General features: G+C 58.7%; 18 protein-coding genes and 1 other RNA gene. 8 read left to right on the top strand and 11 right to left on the bottom strand.

What is annotated here, in order from left to right; translation table 11 throughout:
* Nucleotides 1-80 precede the first annotated feature (80 nt).
* The 7 genes from BM229_RS02805 to BM229_RS02775 all read right to left on the bottom strand — a co-directional run bounded on the left by BM229_RS02805 (nt 81) and on the right by BM229_RS02775 (nt 6,433).
* A complete protein-coding gene (locus tag BM229_RS02805) occupies nt 81-1,718 on the bottom strand; it encodes a BCCT family transporter (protein ID WP_208604011.1) in 1,638 nt (545 codons plus the stop codon).
* Between the two features lie 177 nt (nt 1,719-1,895).
* Nucleotides 1,896-2,321, bottom strand: coding sequence for an HIT family protein (locus tag BM229_RS02800; protein ID WP_093926165.1), 426 nt, complete (start codon nt 2,319-2,321; stop codon nt 1,896-1,898).
* A 66-nt stretch (nt 2,322-2,387) separates the two neighbouring features.
* Nucleotides 2,388-3,374: an acryloyl-CoA reductase gene (acuI, locus tag BM229_RS02795; RefSeq protein WP_093926164.1), complete on the bottom strand. Its 987-nt coding sequence runs from the start codon at nt 3,372-3,374 to the stop codon at nt 2,388-2,390.
* Between the two features lie 36 nt (nt 3,375-3,410).
* On the bottom strand, nt 3,411-4,514 hold the full coding sequence (locus BM229_RS02790) for a dimethylsulfoniopropionate demethylase (protein WP_093926163.1): 1,104 nt from the start codon (nt 4,512-4,514) through the stop codon (nt 3,411-3,413).
* Entirely contained in the window at nt 4,514-4,987 is a 474-nt protein-coding gene (locus BM229_RS02785; RefSeq protein WP_093926162.1) for a DinB family protein, read from the bottom strand. Before BM229_RS02785 ends, BM229_RS02790 begins: the two co-directional genes overlap by 1 nt.
* 23 nt (nt 4,988-5,010) lie before the next feature.
* Complete coding sequence (locus tag BM229_RS02780) at nt 5,011-5,643, bottom strand: DUF1326 domain-containing protein (RefSeq protein ID WP_093926161.1); 633 nt, start codon at nt 5,641-5,643, stop codon at nt 5,011-5,013.
* A 1-nt stretch (nt 5,644) separates the two neighbouring features.
* The gene (locus BM229_RS02775; protein WP_093926160.1) at nt 5,645-6,433 is read right to left on the bottom strand and encodes a DUF2182 domain-containing protein; all 789 of its coding nucleotides are present in this window, start codon (nt 6,431-6,433) and stop codon (nt 5,645-5,647) included.
* Nucleotides 6,434-6,513: 80 nt separating this feature from the next.
* Here BM229_RS02775 and BM229_RS02770 point away from each other — a divergent pair, with 80 nt between their 5' ends.
* The 7 genes from BM229_RS02770 (at nt 6,514) to BM229_RS02740 (ending at nt 11,492) form a co-directional block, all read left to right on the top strand.
* Nucleotides 6,514-7,269: a FadR/GntR family transcriptional regulator gene (locus BM229_RS02770; RefSeq protein ID WP_093926159.1), complete on the top strand. Its 756-nt coding sequence runs from the start codon at nt 6,514-6,516 to the stop codon at nt 7,267-7,269.
* 70 nt (nt 7,270-7,339) lie between these two features.
* Nucleotides 7,340-7,687, top strand: a transfer-messenger RNA (tmRNA) gene (gene ssrA, locus BM229_RS02765).
* Between the two features lie 120 nt (nt 7,688-7,807).
* The gene (chrA, locus tag BM229_RS02760) at nt 7,808-9,052 is read left to right on the top strand and encodes a chromate efflux transporter (RefSeq protein ID WP_093926158.1); all 1,245 of its coding nucleotides are present in this window, start codon (nt 7,808-7,810) and stop codon (nt 9,050-9,052) included.
* Between the two features lie 73 nt (nt 9,053-9,125).
* A complete protein-coding gene (locus BM229_RS02755; protein ID WP_093926157.1) occupies nt 9,126-9,602 on the top strand; it encodes an SspB family protein in 477 nt (158 codons plus the stop codon).
* Between the two features lie 95 nt (nt 9,603-9,697).
* The gene (gene fumC / locus BM229_RS02750) at nt 9,698-11,089 is read left to right on the top strand and encodes a class II fumarate hydratase (RefSeq protein ID WP_093926156.1); all 1,392 of its coding nucleotides are present in this window, start codon (nt 9,698-9,700) and stop codon (nt 11,087-11,089) included.
* Nucleotides 11,086-11,262, top strand: a complete 177-nt coding sequence (locus BM229_RS02745; RefSeq protein WP_067936542.1) for a DUF4169 family protein — start codon at nt 11,086-11,088, stop codon at nt 11,260-11,262. Before fumC ends, BM229_RS02745 begins: the two co-directional genes overlap by 4 nt.
* Entirely contained in the window at nt 11,259-11,492 is a 234-nt protein-coding gene (locus BM229_RS02740) for a ribbon-helix-helix domain-containing protein (RefSeq protein ID WP_093926155.1), read from the top strand. The genes BM229_RS02745 and BM229_RS02740 overlap by 4 nt, the downstream gene beginning before the upstream one ends.
* A 286-nt stretch (nt 11,493-11,778) precedes the next feature.
* Here the strand turns inward: BM229_RS02740 and BM229_RS02730 are convergent, their stop codons facing one another.
* From BM229_RS02730 to BM229_RS02715, 4 genes are all read right to left on the bottom strand, one after another.
* Entirely contained in the window at nt 11,779-12,672 is an 894-nt protein-coding gene (locus BM229_RS02730) for a fructose bisphosphate aldolase (protein ID WP_093926154.1), read from the bottom strand.
* 70 nt (nt 12,673-12,742) lie between these two features.
* On the bottom strand, nt 12,743-14,095 hold the full coding sequence (locus BM229_RS02725; RefSeq protein WP_093926153.1) for a cytochrome P450: 1,353 nt from the start codon (nt 14,093-14,095) through the stop codon (nt 12,743-12,745).
* Nucleotides 14,092-15,321, bottom strand: coding sequence for a hypothetical protein (locus BM229_RS02720; protein ID WP_093926152.1), 1,230 nt, complete (start codon nt 15,319-15,321; stop codon nt 14,092-14,094). Before BM229_RS02720 ends, BM229_RS02725 begins: the two co-directional genes overlap by 4 nt.
* Before the next feature lie 53 nt (nt 15,322-15,374).
* Nucleotides 15,375-16,127, bottom strand: a complete 753-nt coding sequence (locus BM229_RS02715; protein WP_093926151.1) for a cytochrome c biogenesis CcdA family protein — start codon at nt 16,125-16,127, stop codon at nt 15,375-15,377.
* Nucleotides 16,128-16,218: 91 nt separating this feature from the next.
* On the opposite strand from BM229_RS02715, the gene BM229_RS02710 reads away from it, so the two are divergent.
* On the top strand, nt 16,219-16,446 hold the full coding sequence (locus tag BM229_RS02710) for a sulfurtransferase TusA family protein (protein ID WP_093926150.1): 228 nt from the start codon (nt 16,219-16,221) through the stop codon (nt 16,444-16,446).
* Nucleotides 16,447-16,503 lie beyond the last annotated feature (57 nt).

The raw sequence follows: 16,503 nt of genomic DNA, 5'->3' as shown, positions 1-16,503 counted from the left end.
GCGGCTAAGGTCAAGCGCTCAAAGAAAAAACGGCGACCCCGAAAGGCCGCCGTTCAAATTTTTCGTCGAGTCGCTAACGGTTAGCGAATTTTGCGCTCATCTTGCAGACCGCGGAAGATGCAGTAGCACATGAACAGCAACAGCAGCGTGAACAGCAATCCAGTGGAGATCACCATGGATTGCAGGGCCGCAAGTCCGCCACCGATCAGCAGCGCGATCGCAACGGCACCTTCAAAGATGCACCAGAACACCCGCTGTGGCACCGGCGCATCGACCTTGCCGCCAGCAGTGATCGTATCGATCACCAGCGAGCCGGAGTCAGACGACGTGACAAAGAACACCACCACCAGCACGATCCCGATGAACGAGGTGATCGAGGCCAGCGGAAGCGCGTCCAGCATCTTGAAGAGCTGCAGCGGCAGCCCCGCATCTTGAGCAGCGGTGTAGCCGTCGTTCAGCACCTGATGGATCGCGGTGCCGCCAAAGATCGACATCCACAGCACGCAGACCAGCGAGGGGATCAACAGCACGCAAACGATGAATTCGCGCACGGTGCGGCCCCGGCTGACGCGAGCGATGAACATGCCGACGAAGGGTGACCAGCTGATCCACCACGCCCAATAGAACGCGGTCCAGCCTTGGGAGAAGTTCACGTCTTCACGGCCAAAAGGATTGGCCAGCGCAGGCAGATACTCAATGTAGGCCACCAGCGAGTCCCAGAAGAACGTCAGAAGGAAGACAGTCGGACCAACGATCAGCGTGAAGAGCGCCAGCAATGCCGCCAGCCCCATGTTGATCTCACTCAGCACTTTGACGCCGCCATCAAGACCGCGCAGCACCGAAATCAGCGCCACGGCGGTGATCAGCGAAATCAGCACGATCTCAGAGGTGGTACCAATCGGGATCCCGAACAGCTCGTTCAAGCCCGCGTTCGCCTGTGTCGCACCCAGACCCAGCGAGGTGGCCAGACCAAAGAGCGTGGCAAAGACCGCAATGATGTCGATGATATGTCCGGGCCAGCCCCAGACACGCTCGCCCAACACCGGATAAAAGGCCGAACGGATCGTCAGCGGCAGGCCTTTGTTATAGGTGAAAAGCGCCAGCGCCAGCGCGACGATGGCGTAGATCGCCCAAGGGTGCAGACCCCAGTGATAGATCGTCGCCGCCATGCCAAGGCGCAGCGACCCGGCTTCGTCGCCCGTTGCGGCTCCCAAAGGCGCCCAGTCGGTGCGAAGGCCGTTTTCAATCGTGGTCTCGCCCATTGATGTTGAGAAATGGGTCAGCGGCTCCGACACACCGTAGAACATCAGCCCGATGCCCATGCCCGCGGCGAACAGCATCGCGAACCAGCCCAGATAGGTGTAGTCAGCCACCGCTTCGTTGCCGCCAAGGCGAACATTGCCAAAGGGCGTCACAATCAGCAGCAGCGCAAAGATCACCACCAAATCGGCCGCGCCGATCAAGAACCAGTCAAAGTTCTTGGTGGTGAAGTTGAACATCGCCGAGAAAACGCCGGCGGCCTGCTCTGGCAAAGCAATCGTGTAGAAGACGAAGATCACGACAGCGATCCCCGAAATTAGAAAAACCGGGTTGTGAATGTCCAATCCGAACGGCCCGATCTGCCGTTCAATATTGTCTTGACCGATCTCATAATCGGTATCGATCACATCCGCCTTGCCCTCAGGCTCGGGGATGCCGTGCGAACTCGTATCGCTCATTATCTGTTCCCTCTTTGATGACAGATCACCATGCGAAAACATGGCCTCTGTTTTTTTCATCCGTGCGCAACAGGATAGAGGCTTGCGACCATTGGGCAAGCTCTTGAGGCCAAGTCCCCTTAGGAACTTAGCTAAAACGACCTAATCGTGGCCTGCTGCGACGTAAGTTTGAGGGGGTTAACCTGCCCCGAGCGCGGCTGCAATGGCATCGGCCTGTTCGCGGATCCGATTCATGTCTCCTTGGACGCCCGGCGGGCGCAGCTTGTCACCCTCGTGGCGCGGCAGAATATGGTAATGCAGGTGGAACACCTCCTGCCCGCCCGCCGCTTCGTTAAATTGCTGCACGGTGATACCATCAGCACCAAAGGCTCGCAAACAGGCACGGCTGACTTTTTGCACAGTTGCCAGACAAACGGCCAACTGCGCAGGACTCGCGTCTAGCATGTTGCGGCAAGGTGATTTGGGGATCACCAAACAATGCCCCTCAGCCCGCGGCATGATGTCCATGAAACAATAGGTCTTGTCGTCCTCATAGACCTTAAAGCTGGGGATTTCTTTGCGCAGGATTTTGGCAAAGATATTGTCGTCTTCATAGTCAGCCATCATGCTCTCCTTTTGGCAGCCGGGCAGCGCAGTTCATTAACCACACCGCCCCGCGCCTAGGCAATATCAGGCGTTTACGTCAACGACCACACGACCTTTGACCTGACCTTTCAGGATGTCCGCGCCGAGTTTGGGCAGATCGCTGAGGGTCGCGGGGTGGATCATCGCGTCAAGCTTCTCCATCGGCAAGTCTTTGGCCACCCGCTCCCATGCACGCAGACGGTTGTCATAGGGCTGCATTACGCTGTCGATGCCCAAAAGGTTCACGCCACGCAGCAGGAATGGGATCACTGTGGCAGGCAACGCCGCACCACCGGCAAGGCCCACGGCTGCGACGCTCGCGCCATATTCCATCTGCCCCAGCACACGGGCCAGCATCGCGCCGCCCACGGCATCAACGCAACCGCCCCAAGTTCCGCCTTCCAGCGGGCGTTTCACCGTCTCATTGATCTCATCCCGGGCAACGATCTTGGTGGCCCCGAGGCTTTTGAGGTAGTCCTCGGTCTCGGGCCGTCCGGTCACTGCGGCGACGTCATAGCCGAGATTGGCAAGGATCGCCGTGGCGACCGACCCCACGCCGCCAGCCGCGCCTGTGACCAGAACCGGCCCCTTTTTGATGCCGTGGTCTTCAAGCGCCATCACAGCCAGCATTGCGGTAAAGCCCGCCGTGCCCACTGCCATCGCTTTGCGTGTGTCCAGCCCTTCGGGAAGCGGTACCAGCCAATCGGCCTTGACCCGCGCCTTTTGGGAATAACCGCCCCAATGCGCCTCGCCCACGCGCCAGCCGGTCAGCACGACCTTGTCACCGGGCTTGTAGCGGTCATCATCAGAGCTTTCTACGGTACCGGCAAAATCGATCCCCGGCACATGCGGATAGTTCCGGACCAAACCGCCGCCCGGCCCGATGCAAAGACCGTCTTTGTAGTTCACGGTGGAGTATTCTACGGCAACCGTTACCTCACCAGCCGGCAACTGATCTTCGGTGATCTGTGCTACCTCGGCGTGGGTTTTGCCATTGTCATCTTTGTTCACGATCAATGCATTAAAGCTCATTCTTCATCCCTTTCTCAGGTTTCAGCTCACCGGACCCTAGGCCCAGAATTTCTCTCGTACGGTCACGTCCTGCACGCCTTTTAGGGTCCGCACCTGCAACTGCGTGCCCGGATCCCAATGGGTCATGCGCACCATTCCAATGGCCACATTCACCCCAAAATCGGGCGACCACACGGTTGAAGTCACCTGACCCACACGGGTTTCACCCGCCATCAGCGGCCAAGCGCGATCGCAGAGTGGCACCGGATCACCGGCGATCTCTAAGGGGCGTATCTGTTGCACGGGCCCCTCTTTGGCCACCCGCAAGAGCGCATCCCTGCCGATACAGCCCATCGCGGACTGTGTATCGCACAGCTTCCCAAGACCACATTCATGCGGGGTATTATCGTCGGTCATGTCGTTGCCATAAGTCAACAATCCGCTCTCAATCCGCTCAATCAGGTTTGGGCAACCCGCCCGCACATCCAGATCACGGCCCGCTTCAAACAGTGCGTCCCAAAGCGGCATGGCAATATCTTCGCCTTCGGTGTAGATCTCAAACCCGCCCTGTTTTGAGTAGCCGGACCGCGCGATATTCATCGCCCGCTCTTGAAAATAGAACTCACCAAAACGAAAGAACTTCACCTCTCGTACTACATTCCCAAAGACCCGTGCCATTAGGTCTTCGGCCTTTGGCCCTTGAACCGCCAGCAGGTTCACATCTGGCTCATCCACCAGCACATCTAGGCGATAACCGTTGCATATCCCCTTGGCCCAGAGCAACAAATCGCTGTCGGCAATGGAAATCCACCAGCGGTCTTCGGCCAGTTTCACGGCGACCGGATCATTCAGCATGCCCCCCGTCTCATCAACGATCGGCACATAGACACAGCGCCCCGACGTCACGTCGCGCAGATCGCGCGGTGTGAGCATTTGCATCAACCGCGATGCATCAGGACCACGCAGTTCAACCTGTCTTTCACAAGCGACATCCCAGACTTGCACGGATTTCTTCAAGTGATGATAGTCGGCTTCGATACTGTCAAAGACGGTCGGTAGCAGCATCCGGTTATAGACAGTATAGGCCTTGGCACCTGCTGCCTCGACACCCGGCGTGAAGGGCGTCCGGCGAATACGGCGCGAGGGAGAAAGTTCAGCCACTAAGCATCCTCTGGCATGAAAATCAGATCGGTCACCGGCGCGTCTTGGCTGGCGGCGGTCAACATGGCATGCACCTGCCCCCGGTGATGGGTTTGATGGTTGAAGAAATGCATTACACATTGCGCCATTGGTTTGGAAACTTCACACTGCAAGATACCGGAAAACCACAATAGTTCGGTGTCCAAACTGCGTTGGTCCAGCCCTTGGGCCCAATTGACGATGGCCCTGTCGCAACCTTGCCGCTCTTGTATCCAAGCTGCTCCGGACCGGCAAAGGTGAGTGTCCTGCCCGCTGGGGCTGGGCAACCCAGTATCAAACCGCGACAGCCAAAGCTGATCACACCAAAGCAAATGATTAAGGGTGCCGAGGATCGAGCCAAAGAATGCTCCGCGATCCGCAGTCAACGCGTCCTCATCCATCACTTGAATAACGCTGAACAACTGACTGTTTTGCCAAGCGTTATAGCGGCTCATCTCTTTGGCGTAACAGGACGTGATCACTTTGCACCTTGCCAGTCGATCGCACAAACCTCAGCCGATTTTCCGCCGAAATTCCAAACGCGTCCATAATCGCGCACTTTGGATTTCACCCCACGCGCGGCAACGATATTGGGTCCCATCCAGTATTTTGAATTGGTGATCGTTACCGGCTGATCGGGTTCGGCCCCTGCGAGGAGTTCAATCTCACCATTGATCTTGCGGCCAATGTTAATGACACGGCGATTGCCGTCGCGGATAATCTCGACCGGGGCACGCTCGGCACCGATGATCTCGCTCACCAGCATGGTAAACAGCCCCGTCGTGCCGCCCGCCGCGCCGCTGAAGATTTTCAACAGCCCATCATAAGCCGCCTCGTTCGCGCGGTCGTCCACATAGGCGGCGACCTTCCAGTTCCCCTCGCCCATGCGACCCGGGATATCGACCAGCAAGCCAACGTTCAGCCCCGCTAAATCCTCCCCTTCGAAATGCCCTTCGTCTATCACAATGCCCATCCATGCATGGCAGTGGCCTTCGGTCGGCAAATGCGCGCCAAGGCTGACCACGCAGGGGCAGAAAACGTCGCAGGAGCAGTTGAGGAAAAGCTCTCCTTTTACGGCCCAATCGGCAGGTGTCATCTCTCTGTTTGGCATATTATCCTCCTGTTATCATGGGCCAACCCGCCACGACGCCTGCGCCGAGGATCAGGGCGAAACCCATTGGTTTTGTTACGTAATGTCCGATTTGGGGTAGCTTTTCGATGACCATGAAAAACGTGGCTAATCCCATCCAAGCAAGGTTCATCACCCCGCCTGCGAAGCCCAGCACCATAAAACCCCAGCAGCAGCCTGCGCAAAAGGCGCCAAGGCCCAGTCCCATCCGGAAGCCGCCCGCGGCACCGGGTCGCCAATGTCCCATGAAGTACATCATTGGAGAGTGGCACACGCCGTGGCAGACCTCCTTGGCGCGGGTGAATTGAAACAGGCCCACGGCAAGCAGCAGCGCCGCTGCTGTCCAGCGGGATTTAGCGATTCCCAGCATGTCGATGACCCCGCCATGTAAAAGCAACAGTTGCAGCCCCGCGATCCCTGCCGCAAAGGCGAGCCAGACGGCAAAGTAGCCCGCGAGCACGGCGACCCAACCGATGCGGCTGCCATTGGCCGAGGTCATGAGGTCTTCGTAAGCGCGCAGCGTGGGCACCATGGTCGGCACCATCATCGCCGCCATCATCGCGCCCCACATCACAAACAGCGGAAAGAACCGCGCCATGGGCATATACATATCCATGCCCGGGTCCATCTGCCGCATCCGTTCGCCCACTTCACCGGGGCGTCCCAGCAGGTCGACGTCCATCTGCATCGCCATGGCATACATCATCCACCAAGCGGCCAATATCAGGGCGAAAAACCCCAGCCACATTGTAGACCGTACCCTTGCAGACATCGCGCCCCCCTCCCCGTGGATGCTCTTGTGAATTTAATGTCAGACAATTAAAGTCCCCGCAAACAATAATTGTAAGACATATGAAAATCGACCCAAGAAATCCTGCGGACCTGTCGGCCCAGATCGCTTCTGCCATCCGTGATGCCATTGTGGGCGGGCGGTTGATCGTCGACCAGCGACTACCGTCAGAGGCCGAATTGGCCGAGCAATTTGAGGTCTCTCGCCCCACGGTGCGGGAGGCTTTGAAGCGTCTCGCAGCGCAATCGTTAATCCGGACCCAACGCGGGGCGACGGGCGGTGCATTTGTTAATCGGCTCAGCTTTCCAGAGGCTTACTACCAACAGATCACCACCTCTACGCTGCTTTTGTCGATGAATGCCGTGAGTTTTGAGACCGCCTGTGAAGCGCGCTATGCCCTTGAGCGGGCCTGTGCGCCTCTCTCGGCGGAGCGGCGCACGGCCGATCATCTTGCCACCATGCGCGCAGAAATACACCGTCAGGCGCAGCCGGGGCTGACCGATGAAGCATTTTGCGCCTCGGATGTCGCTTTTCACCGGGCGTTGGTTGATGGGGCGGGCAACCCTGTTCTGAGCTATCAACTTGCCGGTGCGGTCGAGGCCATGCAGCCGTTGATGAATATGATCACCTTCACTGCGCGGGATCGTGCCCGTATCGTCGCACTGCATCAAGAAATCGCCGATGCGGCAGAGGCGCAGGACGGTGCAGCGGTTACCGCAGGTTTGAGCGCACTTGAGGTTGAGACCCAAGAATTAGCGCAAAGTGTCTTCGCCGCCCGCGCTGCACGGCTTGATGCGAAGGCCAGATTGGGAAGTTGATGTCTGACGAAAAGTATACTTTTCAATGCTTTGCCTGCTTAAGCTCGCCTGAAAATTTCCCAGAACTGCACCCCTTGCAATTCATCCCCCCCAGCCCTACTTTAGTCATGTCCTTCGGGACTATAGACATAAACGCGCTCGTAATAAGCGGTTCGGACCCGGGGGCGGTACCCGGCGGCTCCACCAAACATCCTTCATTTGGGGATCATGGGGCCGAAATAGGATCGACGAACGTCTAAAGGGGTTGCTTTGTCTCGGTGAGTTACCACCGTTATCGGTACAAACTGTACAATTGCAAATGACAATCGTGCTCCAGTTGCGATGGCCGCGTAAGCGGTTTCAGCGACTGAAATCTAAGTCCTTAGGCTTTGCAGCTTAAGGCGGGGTTCGCAGGTACCTGGCAACAGAAACCTGCACTTTCATTCCCGATATCTGTTTGTTTATGTCAGCTTACGTGGCGAACTTGACCGCGCTCTTTGACCTGCCTATCCGTTATGAGAAAACGCCGTTAAGGCCTCTCAGATAGCAGGACACGCCGATGACCCCGCCCAATTGGTCCGAGATGTTTCGCGTGTTCGGGCGCGTCGGCCTGATGTCATTCGGTGGCCCGGCGGCCCAAATTGCAGTGATGCACCGTGAATTGGTCGAAGATCGCCCTTGGCTGAGCGACCAGACCTTCCTGCGCGCCCTATCGCTCTGCATGTTGTTGCCCGGGCCGGAGGCGATGCAACTTGCCACCTACGCCGGGTGGCGACTGCGCGGCGTGGCCGGGGGGCTTTTGGGCGGTATGCTGTTCGTTGTGCCCGGTGCGATTTTTATTTCCGTTCTAGCGCTGCTTTATGCGTGGTACGGGCAATTTCTGCTGGTTCAAACCGCATTTCTGGGAATAAAGGCGGCTGTTATTATCGTCGTATTCCAAGCGCTTATCAAGGTTTCTTCAAAAGCGCTTCAGGGCAGATTGGGCTGGGCCTTGGCGCTTGGGTCTTTCATCGCGCTTTTTGTTTTCGGGCTACCTTTCCCTCTGATCATTTTGGGGGCCGCTGCCGTCGGAATGATCGTAAATGAACCCGCTCCCGCGCCTGAAAATGTGCAGCTGCCCCGTGCCCACAGCGTTCGAACCATGCTAATCTGGGGCACTCTCTGGGCGGCACCCCTCATTATCTTGGCGCTTCTGGGGAATGAATTCCTGCTGCAATTAGGGCTGTTCTTTTCGAAGCTCGCCGTCGTCACCTTTGGCGGCGCTTATGCAGTTCTGGCCTATATGACGCAGACGGTTGTGCAGGATTTCGGCTGGATCGACACGGATCAGATGATCGATGCGCTCGGTCTGGCAGAAACCACCCCCGGACCGCTGATCCTTGTGACGCAGTTTGTGGGAATGCTGGCGGGTTTTGCGCAAAGCGGGCCGTGGGGCGCGCTAGCCGCCGGGATGCTGGCGCTTTGGGTGACATTTACGCCGTGTTTTTTGTGGATATTCCTTGCCGGTCCCTACCTCGAAGCGCTTTCGGCGCAGCCGCGTATCGCGGGTGCGCTGCGGGCGATTACTGCAGCGGTGGTCGGCGTGATTGCCAATCTTTCTGTCTGGTTTTCCTTGCATGTGTTGTTTGATCGTGTCGATCCGGCGACCCTCCTCGCCCTGCCCACCCCGGTCTGGGGGAGCTTTAACCTATTGGCGGCAGTGCTGACATTCTTCGCCGCTGTTTTGATGCTGGGGCTCAGGCGCGGTTTCGTCACCTCTATGGTCCTGCTCGCGGCCCTTGCCTTGCTGTTAAGCGCGATTTAGCGCCGCGACCCCTTTTACTCGCCCGTGAATGGGGTATGCTGACCCCTGCCCATCGCCCGGACCGGAGAGAAGAATGAGCCGCAGCATTGATTACGGCAACCTAATGCACGAAGCCATGCGGGGTCTTATCCGCAAGGTTTTGCAGGATATTTCTGACAATGGCCTGCCGGGGAATCACCATTTCTTTATCACCTTCGATACCTCCCATCCGGATGCGGAGCTGGCCGATTGGCTGTCTGACCGCTACCCCGATGAGATGACGGTGGTCATGCAGCATTGGTATGATGGGCTGGACGTGACGCCAGATGGTTTTGCTATCACGCTGAACTTTGGCGATGCGCCAGAGCCGCTGTATATCCCTTACGATGCCATCCGCACATTTGTGGACCCGTCGGTTGAATTCGGTCTGCGGTTTGAACAGCAAGAAACCGAAGAAGACGACGAGACCGATGACAATGCGCTCGACCAGACCGACGAAGATGAGTTGGAAGTCGCGGAAGAGCCGTCCAAAGACGCCGAGATCGTGTCGCTGGATTCGTTCAGGAAGTAAGCGCAACAGCACCGTTAGCGCCATCCCTGCATTGCGCAGACCGCAAGGCACAGGTACACCGCTGGACAACGATAAGTCACAGCAGGAGCCGCAGAATGGCCGATACTCGCACCGAAACCGACAGCTTTGGTCCGCTCGAAGTCCCCTCCGATAAATACTGGGGCGCGCAGACGCAGCGCTCGATCATCAACTTCCCGATTGGCTGGGAAAAGCAACCCATCGCCATCGTGCGCGCGCTTGGCGTGATCAAGAAAGCCTGCGCGCAGGCGAATGTGGCCCAAGGCTCGCTGGATGAAGAACGCGGCAAAGCAATCGTTCAGGCCGCTGGTGAAGTCTTTGAAGGCAAGTTCGACGACAACTTCCCGCTGGTGGTCTGGCAGACCGGCTCTGGCACCCAGTCGAACATGAACGCCAATGAGGTCATTGCCAATCGCGCGATTGAGCTTATGGGCGGCACCATCGGGTCCAAAGACCCGGTGCACCCGAACGATCATTGCAACATGGGCCAGTCGTCAAACGACACTTTCCCCACCGCCATGCATATCGCCACGGCGATGACCGCGCGTGACGTGCTGCTGCCGGGGCTGGAGAAGCTGCACGGTGCGCTGCAAAAGAAGGTCGAAGAATTCGACGGCATCATCAAGATCGGCCGGACCCACACGCAGGACGCGACGCCGCTGACGCTGAGCCAAGAGTTCTCGGGCTACACCCATCAGGTCGCTATGAGCATCGCCCGCGTGCGTGACGCTCTGGGCCGCATTTATGAGTTGGCGCAAGGCGGCACCGCCGTTGGCACCGGGCTGAACACCAAACAGGGCTGGGCCGAGACCGTGGCGCATAACATGGCCGAGATCACCGGCCTGCCCTTCGTCACCGCGCCTAACAAATTTGAAGCGTTGGCTGCCCATGACGCGATGGTGGAAATCTCTGGCGCGCTGAAAACCGTGTCTGCCTCGCTGTTCAAAATCGCCAATGACATCCGCCTTCTGGGTTCCGGCCCGCGTTGCGGGTTGGGCGAGTTGATCCTGCCGGAAAACGAGCCGGGTTCATCTATCATGCCGGGCAAGGTAAACCCGACCCAATGCGAAGCGCTTACGCAGGTCTGCATCCACGTGATGGGCAATGATGCCGCTGTGGGTTTCGCAGGCAGCCAAGGGCATTTCGAATTGAACGTCTACAAGCCAATGATGGCCTATAACGTTCTGCAATCTATGCAGCTTTTGGGTGACGCCGCCTCTGCCTTCACCGACAATCTGGTGGTGGACCTCAAGGCCGATGCAGACCGGATCGAGAAGCTGATGCGGGAGTCGCTTATGCTGGTGACGGCGCTGGCCCCTGAAATCGGCTATGACAATGCCACCAAGGTCGCCAAGACCGCGCATAAGAACGGCACCACATTGAAAGAAGAAGCCATCGCACTGGGCTTTGTGGATGCCGAAACCTTTGAACGGGTCGTGCGGCCCGAAAATATGATCGGACCAAAATGAGTGCGCCCATCAACCTTAACAAGGTGAAGAAAGAGCGGGATCGGTCCTCCCGCAAGGCCCGCGCGAATGAAAACGCCGTGGGCTTTGGCCAGACCAAAGCGCAGAAAGACGCGCTGAAAGCCCGCGCCGAGCAGATCGCCCGCAATCTGGAAGCGCATAAGCGCGAGACATGAGCGCGCGGCCCCGCAAACATTCGGTGACCCTTCGGGGTCACCGGACATCGATCTCTCTCGAAGATGAATTCTGGGATGAGTTCCGCGCCATTGCTGCCGCGCGGGGGCTGCCGATCAATGCGCTGGTGACTGAAATCGACGCGGCGCGTGGTCTGGACATCGGGCTTGCCGGGGCAATCCGGTTGTTCGTGTTGCGCGCGTTAAAGGAACGTTTACCAAAAGCAGATTAGCGTCGGGCCATGGCCCTCGCATCCCCTCTCTCACCCGGCGCTTGGCTGGATGATATATTCGCCTCTAAGGCGGCAATCCGCGGTCAGGTTATTCGACGTAAAGCGCGCGATATCGAAAAGTTCGTCGGTCGCCGCGAATTCGAACGCGAGTTGAAACGTCGGGGTTTTTAAGCTGTGGAAAACGCCGGACAGGTCATTATATTTTGCAATAGAGAACCCATCCGGCGGATTGCGTAGCCGTTTTCTTTTAAAGAAAACGGGCCCGGAATCTTCAAAGAATTCCGATTTAGCAGATCGACGCTTGGTAAATCTTCTCGATGTTCTGGCCAAGCGCCTCGTTGAACTCCGCATCTGTCATCTTGACGTTCAGCCCTTCAGTCAGGGCGCGCGAGAAGCTGGCGATCATGGTGCGGTTCTTGCCCAGCCGTTCGCAGGCATCTGCCGTGGAATACCCACCCGACAGCGCCACAACGCGGAGAACGTTAGCGTGACCCGCCAGCTCGTCGTAAAGGCCGGCTTTCTCAGGGATTGTCAGTTTCAGCATCACCATCTCGCCCTCGGGCAGCGCGCTCAGGCGCTTCTCGATCTCTCCGCGCAGGATCTCTTCGGCCTCTGCCTTCGTGTCGGAGTTGATGTTCACCTCAGGCTCGATGATCGGTACCAGGCCCGCCGCACAGACCTGTTTGGCCAGTTCGAACTGCTGTGCAACCACGGCGGCGATGCCGTTTTCATTGGCCTCGTGAATGACTGAGCGTTCCTTTGTGCCGAAGATGCCATGTTTCACCGCGCGGGCCAGCAGGTCGTCGATCTCCATAATCGGCTTCATCATCTGCACGCCGTTGTTGGTTTCCTCCAGACCCTTGTCGATCTTCAGGAAAGGCACCACGCCCCGGTCTTCCCACAGGAGCTGGGCGACGGGTTTGCCGTTGATCGTGTCATCCATCGTGCGCTCAAAAAGGATCGCGCCGATCACTTTGTCAGAGGTGAAATCCTCGGCCAGAATAATCCGCGCGCGCATGTCGTGGACGGCTTTGAACATTTCTGCGTCGCCGTTGTAATCCGACGGTTCCACGCCATAGAGGCTCAGCGCCTTGGGGGTGGAGCCGCCCGATTGATCGAGCGCCGCGATGAAGCCCTTGCCGCTGTTCATTTGCTCAAGTTGCGCCTTGTCGTAGCCCATGTCACCCACGTCCTATTGTTGATTCCGTTTGCAGCGTTTCTAATCGAAACGCAAAGCCGATGATAGAAGGCTAGCGCTTTGATAGCGCTAACCAAATACCCTTATCTGAACGGACGGTCAAATGTGCGACGGGCACAGGCACACGGTTGGGCTGCGCCGTCACGCGGAAGTCGCGCAGGATGCGCGACAAGATCAGTGGCCCTTCGACCATCGCGAACCCGGCCCCTGTACAGACCCGCGGCCCGGCGGAGAATGGGATGAAGGCCTCGCGCTGGCATTGCTTGCCGTTCTCGGTTTGCCAGCGGGTCGGGTCAAAACCGTCGGGATTGTCCCAGAGCCGCTCGTGCCGATGCAGATGCCACGGGCTGAGCACCAGTTGCGCCCCCTTCTTCACATCCCGATCCCGAAAGCGTTCAGGGCAGCTGTTCTCGCGCACCATCATCGGCACAGGCGGATAAAGGCGCAGCGTCTCGCGAAAGACATCGCGGCTGAGTTTGAGCTGGGACATCACCGAGAAATCGCAAGTCTCCAGCGCCTGTGCCTCCTCGGCCAGCCGCTCTTGCCATTCGGGGTGCGTGGCCATCAGATAAAGCGCCCAAGCCAATGCAGAGGCGCTTGTCTCATGGCCCGCGAGGAAGAAGATCGCGACCTGATCGACCATCTCCTCGGTGTCAAACCGCGCCCCCGTTTCGGGATCGGCCTGTGTCATGATTTTGGTGGCAAGATCGTCAGGCGCGGTGCCCGCCTTGATTTGCTGCATCCGTTCTTGGGTCAACTCGGTAATCAGCGCCCTGATCCGCGCGGCGCTGGCGCGGGTGTCTTTGCGAAACAGGCGCGGCATCCAACGTGGCAGTGGCAAGAGCGCGCCAAGGTTCAGGATCGGCTGACTGCGTTGGTAGTTGCGAAACTCGTCAAAGACCGCTCGGGCGACTTCGTGTTCGATAGGAAGTGAAAACAGCGTGCGAAAGATCACATCGGCGGCGGCGTGACTGGTCTCGGCCTCGATCTCGATCACCTGCCCCGCTTGCCCGTCGAGCCGCGCGGCGGCGGCTTCTGCCGCGTCCCACATGGCAGGGAAGGTTTCGCGCAGGCGGCCCCCTTCGAACGCCGGGTCGATAATCCGGCGCTGGCGTTTCCATGTCTCGCCATTCGTCAGAAAGACCGAGTTGCCCAAAAGCGGGCGCAGCCCTTCGCCAACCCGGTCAGATTTGGGGAAATCATCGGGCCGGTCTTTCAGCACCGTTTTCACCAGTTCGGGCTGGTTCATCAAGTAACTGCGAAAGAAGGGCGTTTTAAACTCCGCCATCCACGCTCGGTAAAGCCGCGCGGGCTGGGCCGAGAGGATGTCGGCGCGAAACAGCTTGGCATAGCGCCAGAGGGACACGCGATCAGGGCGCGCGGGGGGCTTGGGGGGCAGGTTCATGCAGCGACAGAAGTGTATTTGCTGACCGCGCGGTCAATGCGAGATTTGGAGGCCGGGCGCCCATCATACCGCGCGGCCAAGGTCTGCGGCCCGGCAGTGATCTGAAAATAGTCATAGTCGCGCGGCCGATCAAAGGCGCAGAGATACTGAAAATGCAGCCGGAAGAACCGCCAACGCAGCGCCTTCCAGCGCGCGGGGCTGAGCGTTTGAGTGAAGGCGGCAGAGAAGACCAGCGGCCAGCGTTTGCCGTCGGGAGCCACGCCCGACACCGACACCGGGTCACAAAGCGCAAAGGCGCAGCCATCGCCGGGCGCGGTGACATCGACCCACGCCAGTTCATCGCGGGTTGAGAGATAGCGCAGGTCGGCGCGCAATCGGTCGGCGCGGGGCAAGAAAGACACCATCGGCACCACTTGACCCAGCGAGAGAAACCCCAAGGCAGGCCGCTTCTCGGGCACCCTGCCCGCGCGGATCAGATCGGCCAGTACCGAGACGCCCAGATGCGCCCCGGATGAGTGGCCGACAACCAGCACCTCGTCGACATCCTCGGTCAGAGCAGCGGCGATGTCATTGCCAAACTGCGCCATGCGGGCTTCCAACTCCGGCGGGTTCGCGCCCCGCGTGGCGGCGGAATAGGCGTAGTCATGCATAAGGTAATAGGCGAAGAACTTGCCGTCTTTCTTCTTAAACCAGCGGAGCAGCGCGATGCCCAAACCCACGCCGACAGCCGCAAAAGCCAGCCGCGCCGCCCAATGGTCGCTCATCATTCCGAGTGCGCGATAAGTCAGCAGACCAAGCGCCACAGCCAGCAGCGCCTGCAAAATCAACATCCCCACCGGATAAAGCGCCGCAATCACTGGACCTTTGCGCAGCCGCATCAGCCGCCAAAGCGCGCCGGAGCCAATGTAGACCCAAGCGGTGCGCAGCAATTGCCAATAGGTGGCGGGGATCGAGTTGCTCATGCTTTCGCGCACGATGTCGGACCAGACCAGCACTTCGACCTGCGAGGTCACCTGATGACCGTCGATCCCAGCGTTGACGCGCCAGCCGTAATTGCCCTTGCCCGCTTTTGGTTTCAGCGCAATCTCGTAGCCCGAGATCGCGGCCTGCGCCGCGCCTTCCTTGCGGTAAAGCTCCCGGTAACGGCGCGGGTGAATCGGATCGTAGCCGGGGATGTAGAACACCCGCCGCGTTTTCACCGTCTCTGCCTGCCCTGTGCTCACCATGCCCGCCCTCTTCTTCGGCATAGTCTAGCCGCAATTCGGGGCAAGATTAAGGCTTAACCTACGGTTGCGAGTATCGGGAAGGTCTCAAGCAGCCAGAAAGAGAAGGTCGTGAACGCCCCGGTCACCAGCGCCAGACCCACCAGAACCAGCAGCCCGCCCATGATCCGCTCAATGAGCTTCATATGCGGTTTAATCCGGTTCATCAGCGTCATGGCGCGGGTGATAAACATAGCCGCCAGCAGGAAAGGAATGCCCAGCCCCGCCGCATAGACGCCCAACAAAAGCGTGCCGCGTGATACGGAAGCCTCGCTCGCCGCCAGCGACAGGATCGCGCCGAGCTGCGGGCCAATACAGGGCGTCCAGCCAAAGGCGAAGGCCAGCCCCAGAACATAGGCACCGAAACTGGACCCACCCTTGTCGCCCGCGTCCAAACGCGCCTCTTGATCGAGGAACGGGATGCGGAACAGACCCACAAAATGCAGGCCAAAGACGATGATGACCACGCCTGAGATTTTGGCAAAGAGCGCCTGATTCTGCAGAAAGAACATTCCGAACGCCGAGGCGGTGAAGCCCAGAAGGATGAACACCGTGCTCAGCCCCAGCACAAAGAACAACGCCGCCACGACCGCGCGCCGCCTGGCGCTGGATTTGCTGGACATTTCGTTGATCGACACGCCCCCCATATAGGCCAGATAGGGCGGCACAATGGGCAGAACGCAGGGTGATAGGAAACTGAAAATCCCGGCGATCAGGGCGATTGTCATGGCGGGCACAAGCCCGGCGTCGAGGAGGCTGATTTCAAACATGACTGACTCCTAGACCGAGAGCGCCCCGGCGTCACCTGTCATATTGTCACAAGATCGTGGACCTTGAGAAACTCTTGGATTAACTGATCCTATGAAGATCGAAAAACTAGATGCCACGGGGCTTCTTTGCCCCCTGCCCGTGTTGAAAGCACGCAAGCGACTGGCCGCTTTGGCGCCGGGCGATCAACTCCATATGCATGCCGATGATCCGGCCGCTGTGATCGACGTGCCGCATTTTTGCATTGAGGCCGGGCATGAGTTGACCGAAACCCGGACCGAAGGTGCGGCGGAGCTTTACGTCATTACCAAAGGCGGCTGAGACCGCACCTGCGCAAGCGCTGTCGTTACCTTTCACATGATCAAAACGAAAACGGCG

The organism is Sulfitobacter dubius (assembly GCF_900113435.1).
GTDB classification, from domain to species: Bacteria; Pseudomonadota; Alphaproteobacteria; order Rhodobacterales; family Rhodobacteraceae; genus Sulfitobacter; species Sulfitobacter dubius.
This window is presented reverse-complemented; position numbering and strand designations above follow the sequence as displayed.

Coding starts and splice junctions, on each gene's coding strand:
- BM229_RS02805 (WP_208604011.1), bottom strand. CDS start 1,718: ATGAGCGATACGAGTTCGCACGGCATCCCCGAGCCTGAGGGCAAGGCG.
- BM229_RS02800 (WP_093926165.1), bottom strand. CDS start 2,321: ATGGCTGACTATGAAGACGACAATATCTTTGCCAAAATCCTGCGCAAA.
- acuI (WP_093926164.1), bottom strand. CDS start 3,374: ATGAGCTTTAATGCATTGATCGTGAACAAAGATGACAATGGCAAAACC.
- BM229_RS02785 (WP_093926162.1), bottom strand. CDS start 4,987: ATGAGCCGCTATAACGCTTGGCAAAACAGTCAGTTGTTCAGCGTTATT.
- BM229_RS02780 (WP_093926161.1), bottom strand. CDS start 5,643: ATGCCAAACAGAGAGATGACACCTGCCGATTGGGCCGTAAAAGGAGAG.
- BM229_RS02775 (WP_093926160.1), bottom strand. CDS start 6,433: ATGTCTGCAAGGGTACGGTCTACAATGTGGCTGGGGTTTTTCGCCCTG.
- BM229_RS02770 (WP_093926159.1), top strand. CDS start 6,514: ATGAAAATCGACCCAAGAAATCCTGCGGACCTGTCGGCCCAGATCGCT.
- chrA (WP_093926158.1), top strand. CDS start 7,808: ATGACCCCGCCCAATTGGTCCGAGATGTTTCGCGTGTTCGGGCGCGTC.
- BM229_RS02755 (WP_093926157.1), top strand. CDS start 9,126: ATGAGCCGCAGCATTGATTACGGCAACCTAATGCACGAAGCCATGCGG.
- fumC (WP_093926156.1), top strand. CDS start 9,698: ATGGCCGATACTCGCACCGAAACCGACAGCTTTGGTCCGCTCGAAGTC.
- BM229_RS02745 (WP_067936542.1), top strand. CDS start 11,086: ATGAGTGCGCCCATCAACCTTAACAAGGTGAAGAAAGAGCGGGATCGG.
- BM229_RS02740 (WP_093926155.1), top strand. CDS start 11,259: ATGAGCGCGCGGCCCCGCAAACATTCGGTGACCCTTCGGGGTCACCGG.
- BM229_RS02730 (WP_093926154.1), bottom strand. CDS start 12,672: ATGGGCTACGACAAGGCGCAACTTGAGCAAATGAACAGCGGCAAGGGC.
- BM229_RS02725 (WP_093926153.1), bottom strand. CDS start 14,095: ATGAACCTGCCCCCCAAGCCCCCCGCGCGCCCTGATCGCGTGTCCCTC.
- BM229_RS02720 (WP_093926152.1), bottom strand. CDS start 15,321: ATGGTGAGCACAGGGCAGGCAGAGACGGTGAAAACGCGGCGGGTGTTC.
- BM229_RS02715 (WP_093926151.1), bottom strand. CDS start 16,127: ATGTTTGAAATCAGCCTCCTCGACGCCGGGCTTGTGCCCGCCATGACA.
- BM229_RS02710 (WP_093926150.1), top strand. CDS start 16,219: ATGAAGATCGAAAAACTAGATGCCACGGGGCTTCTTTGCCCCCTGCCC.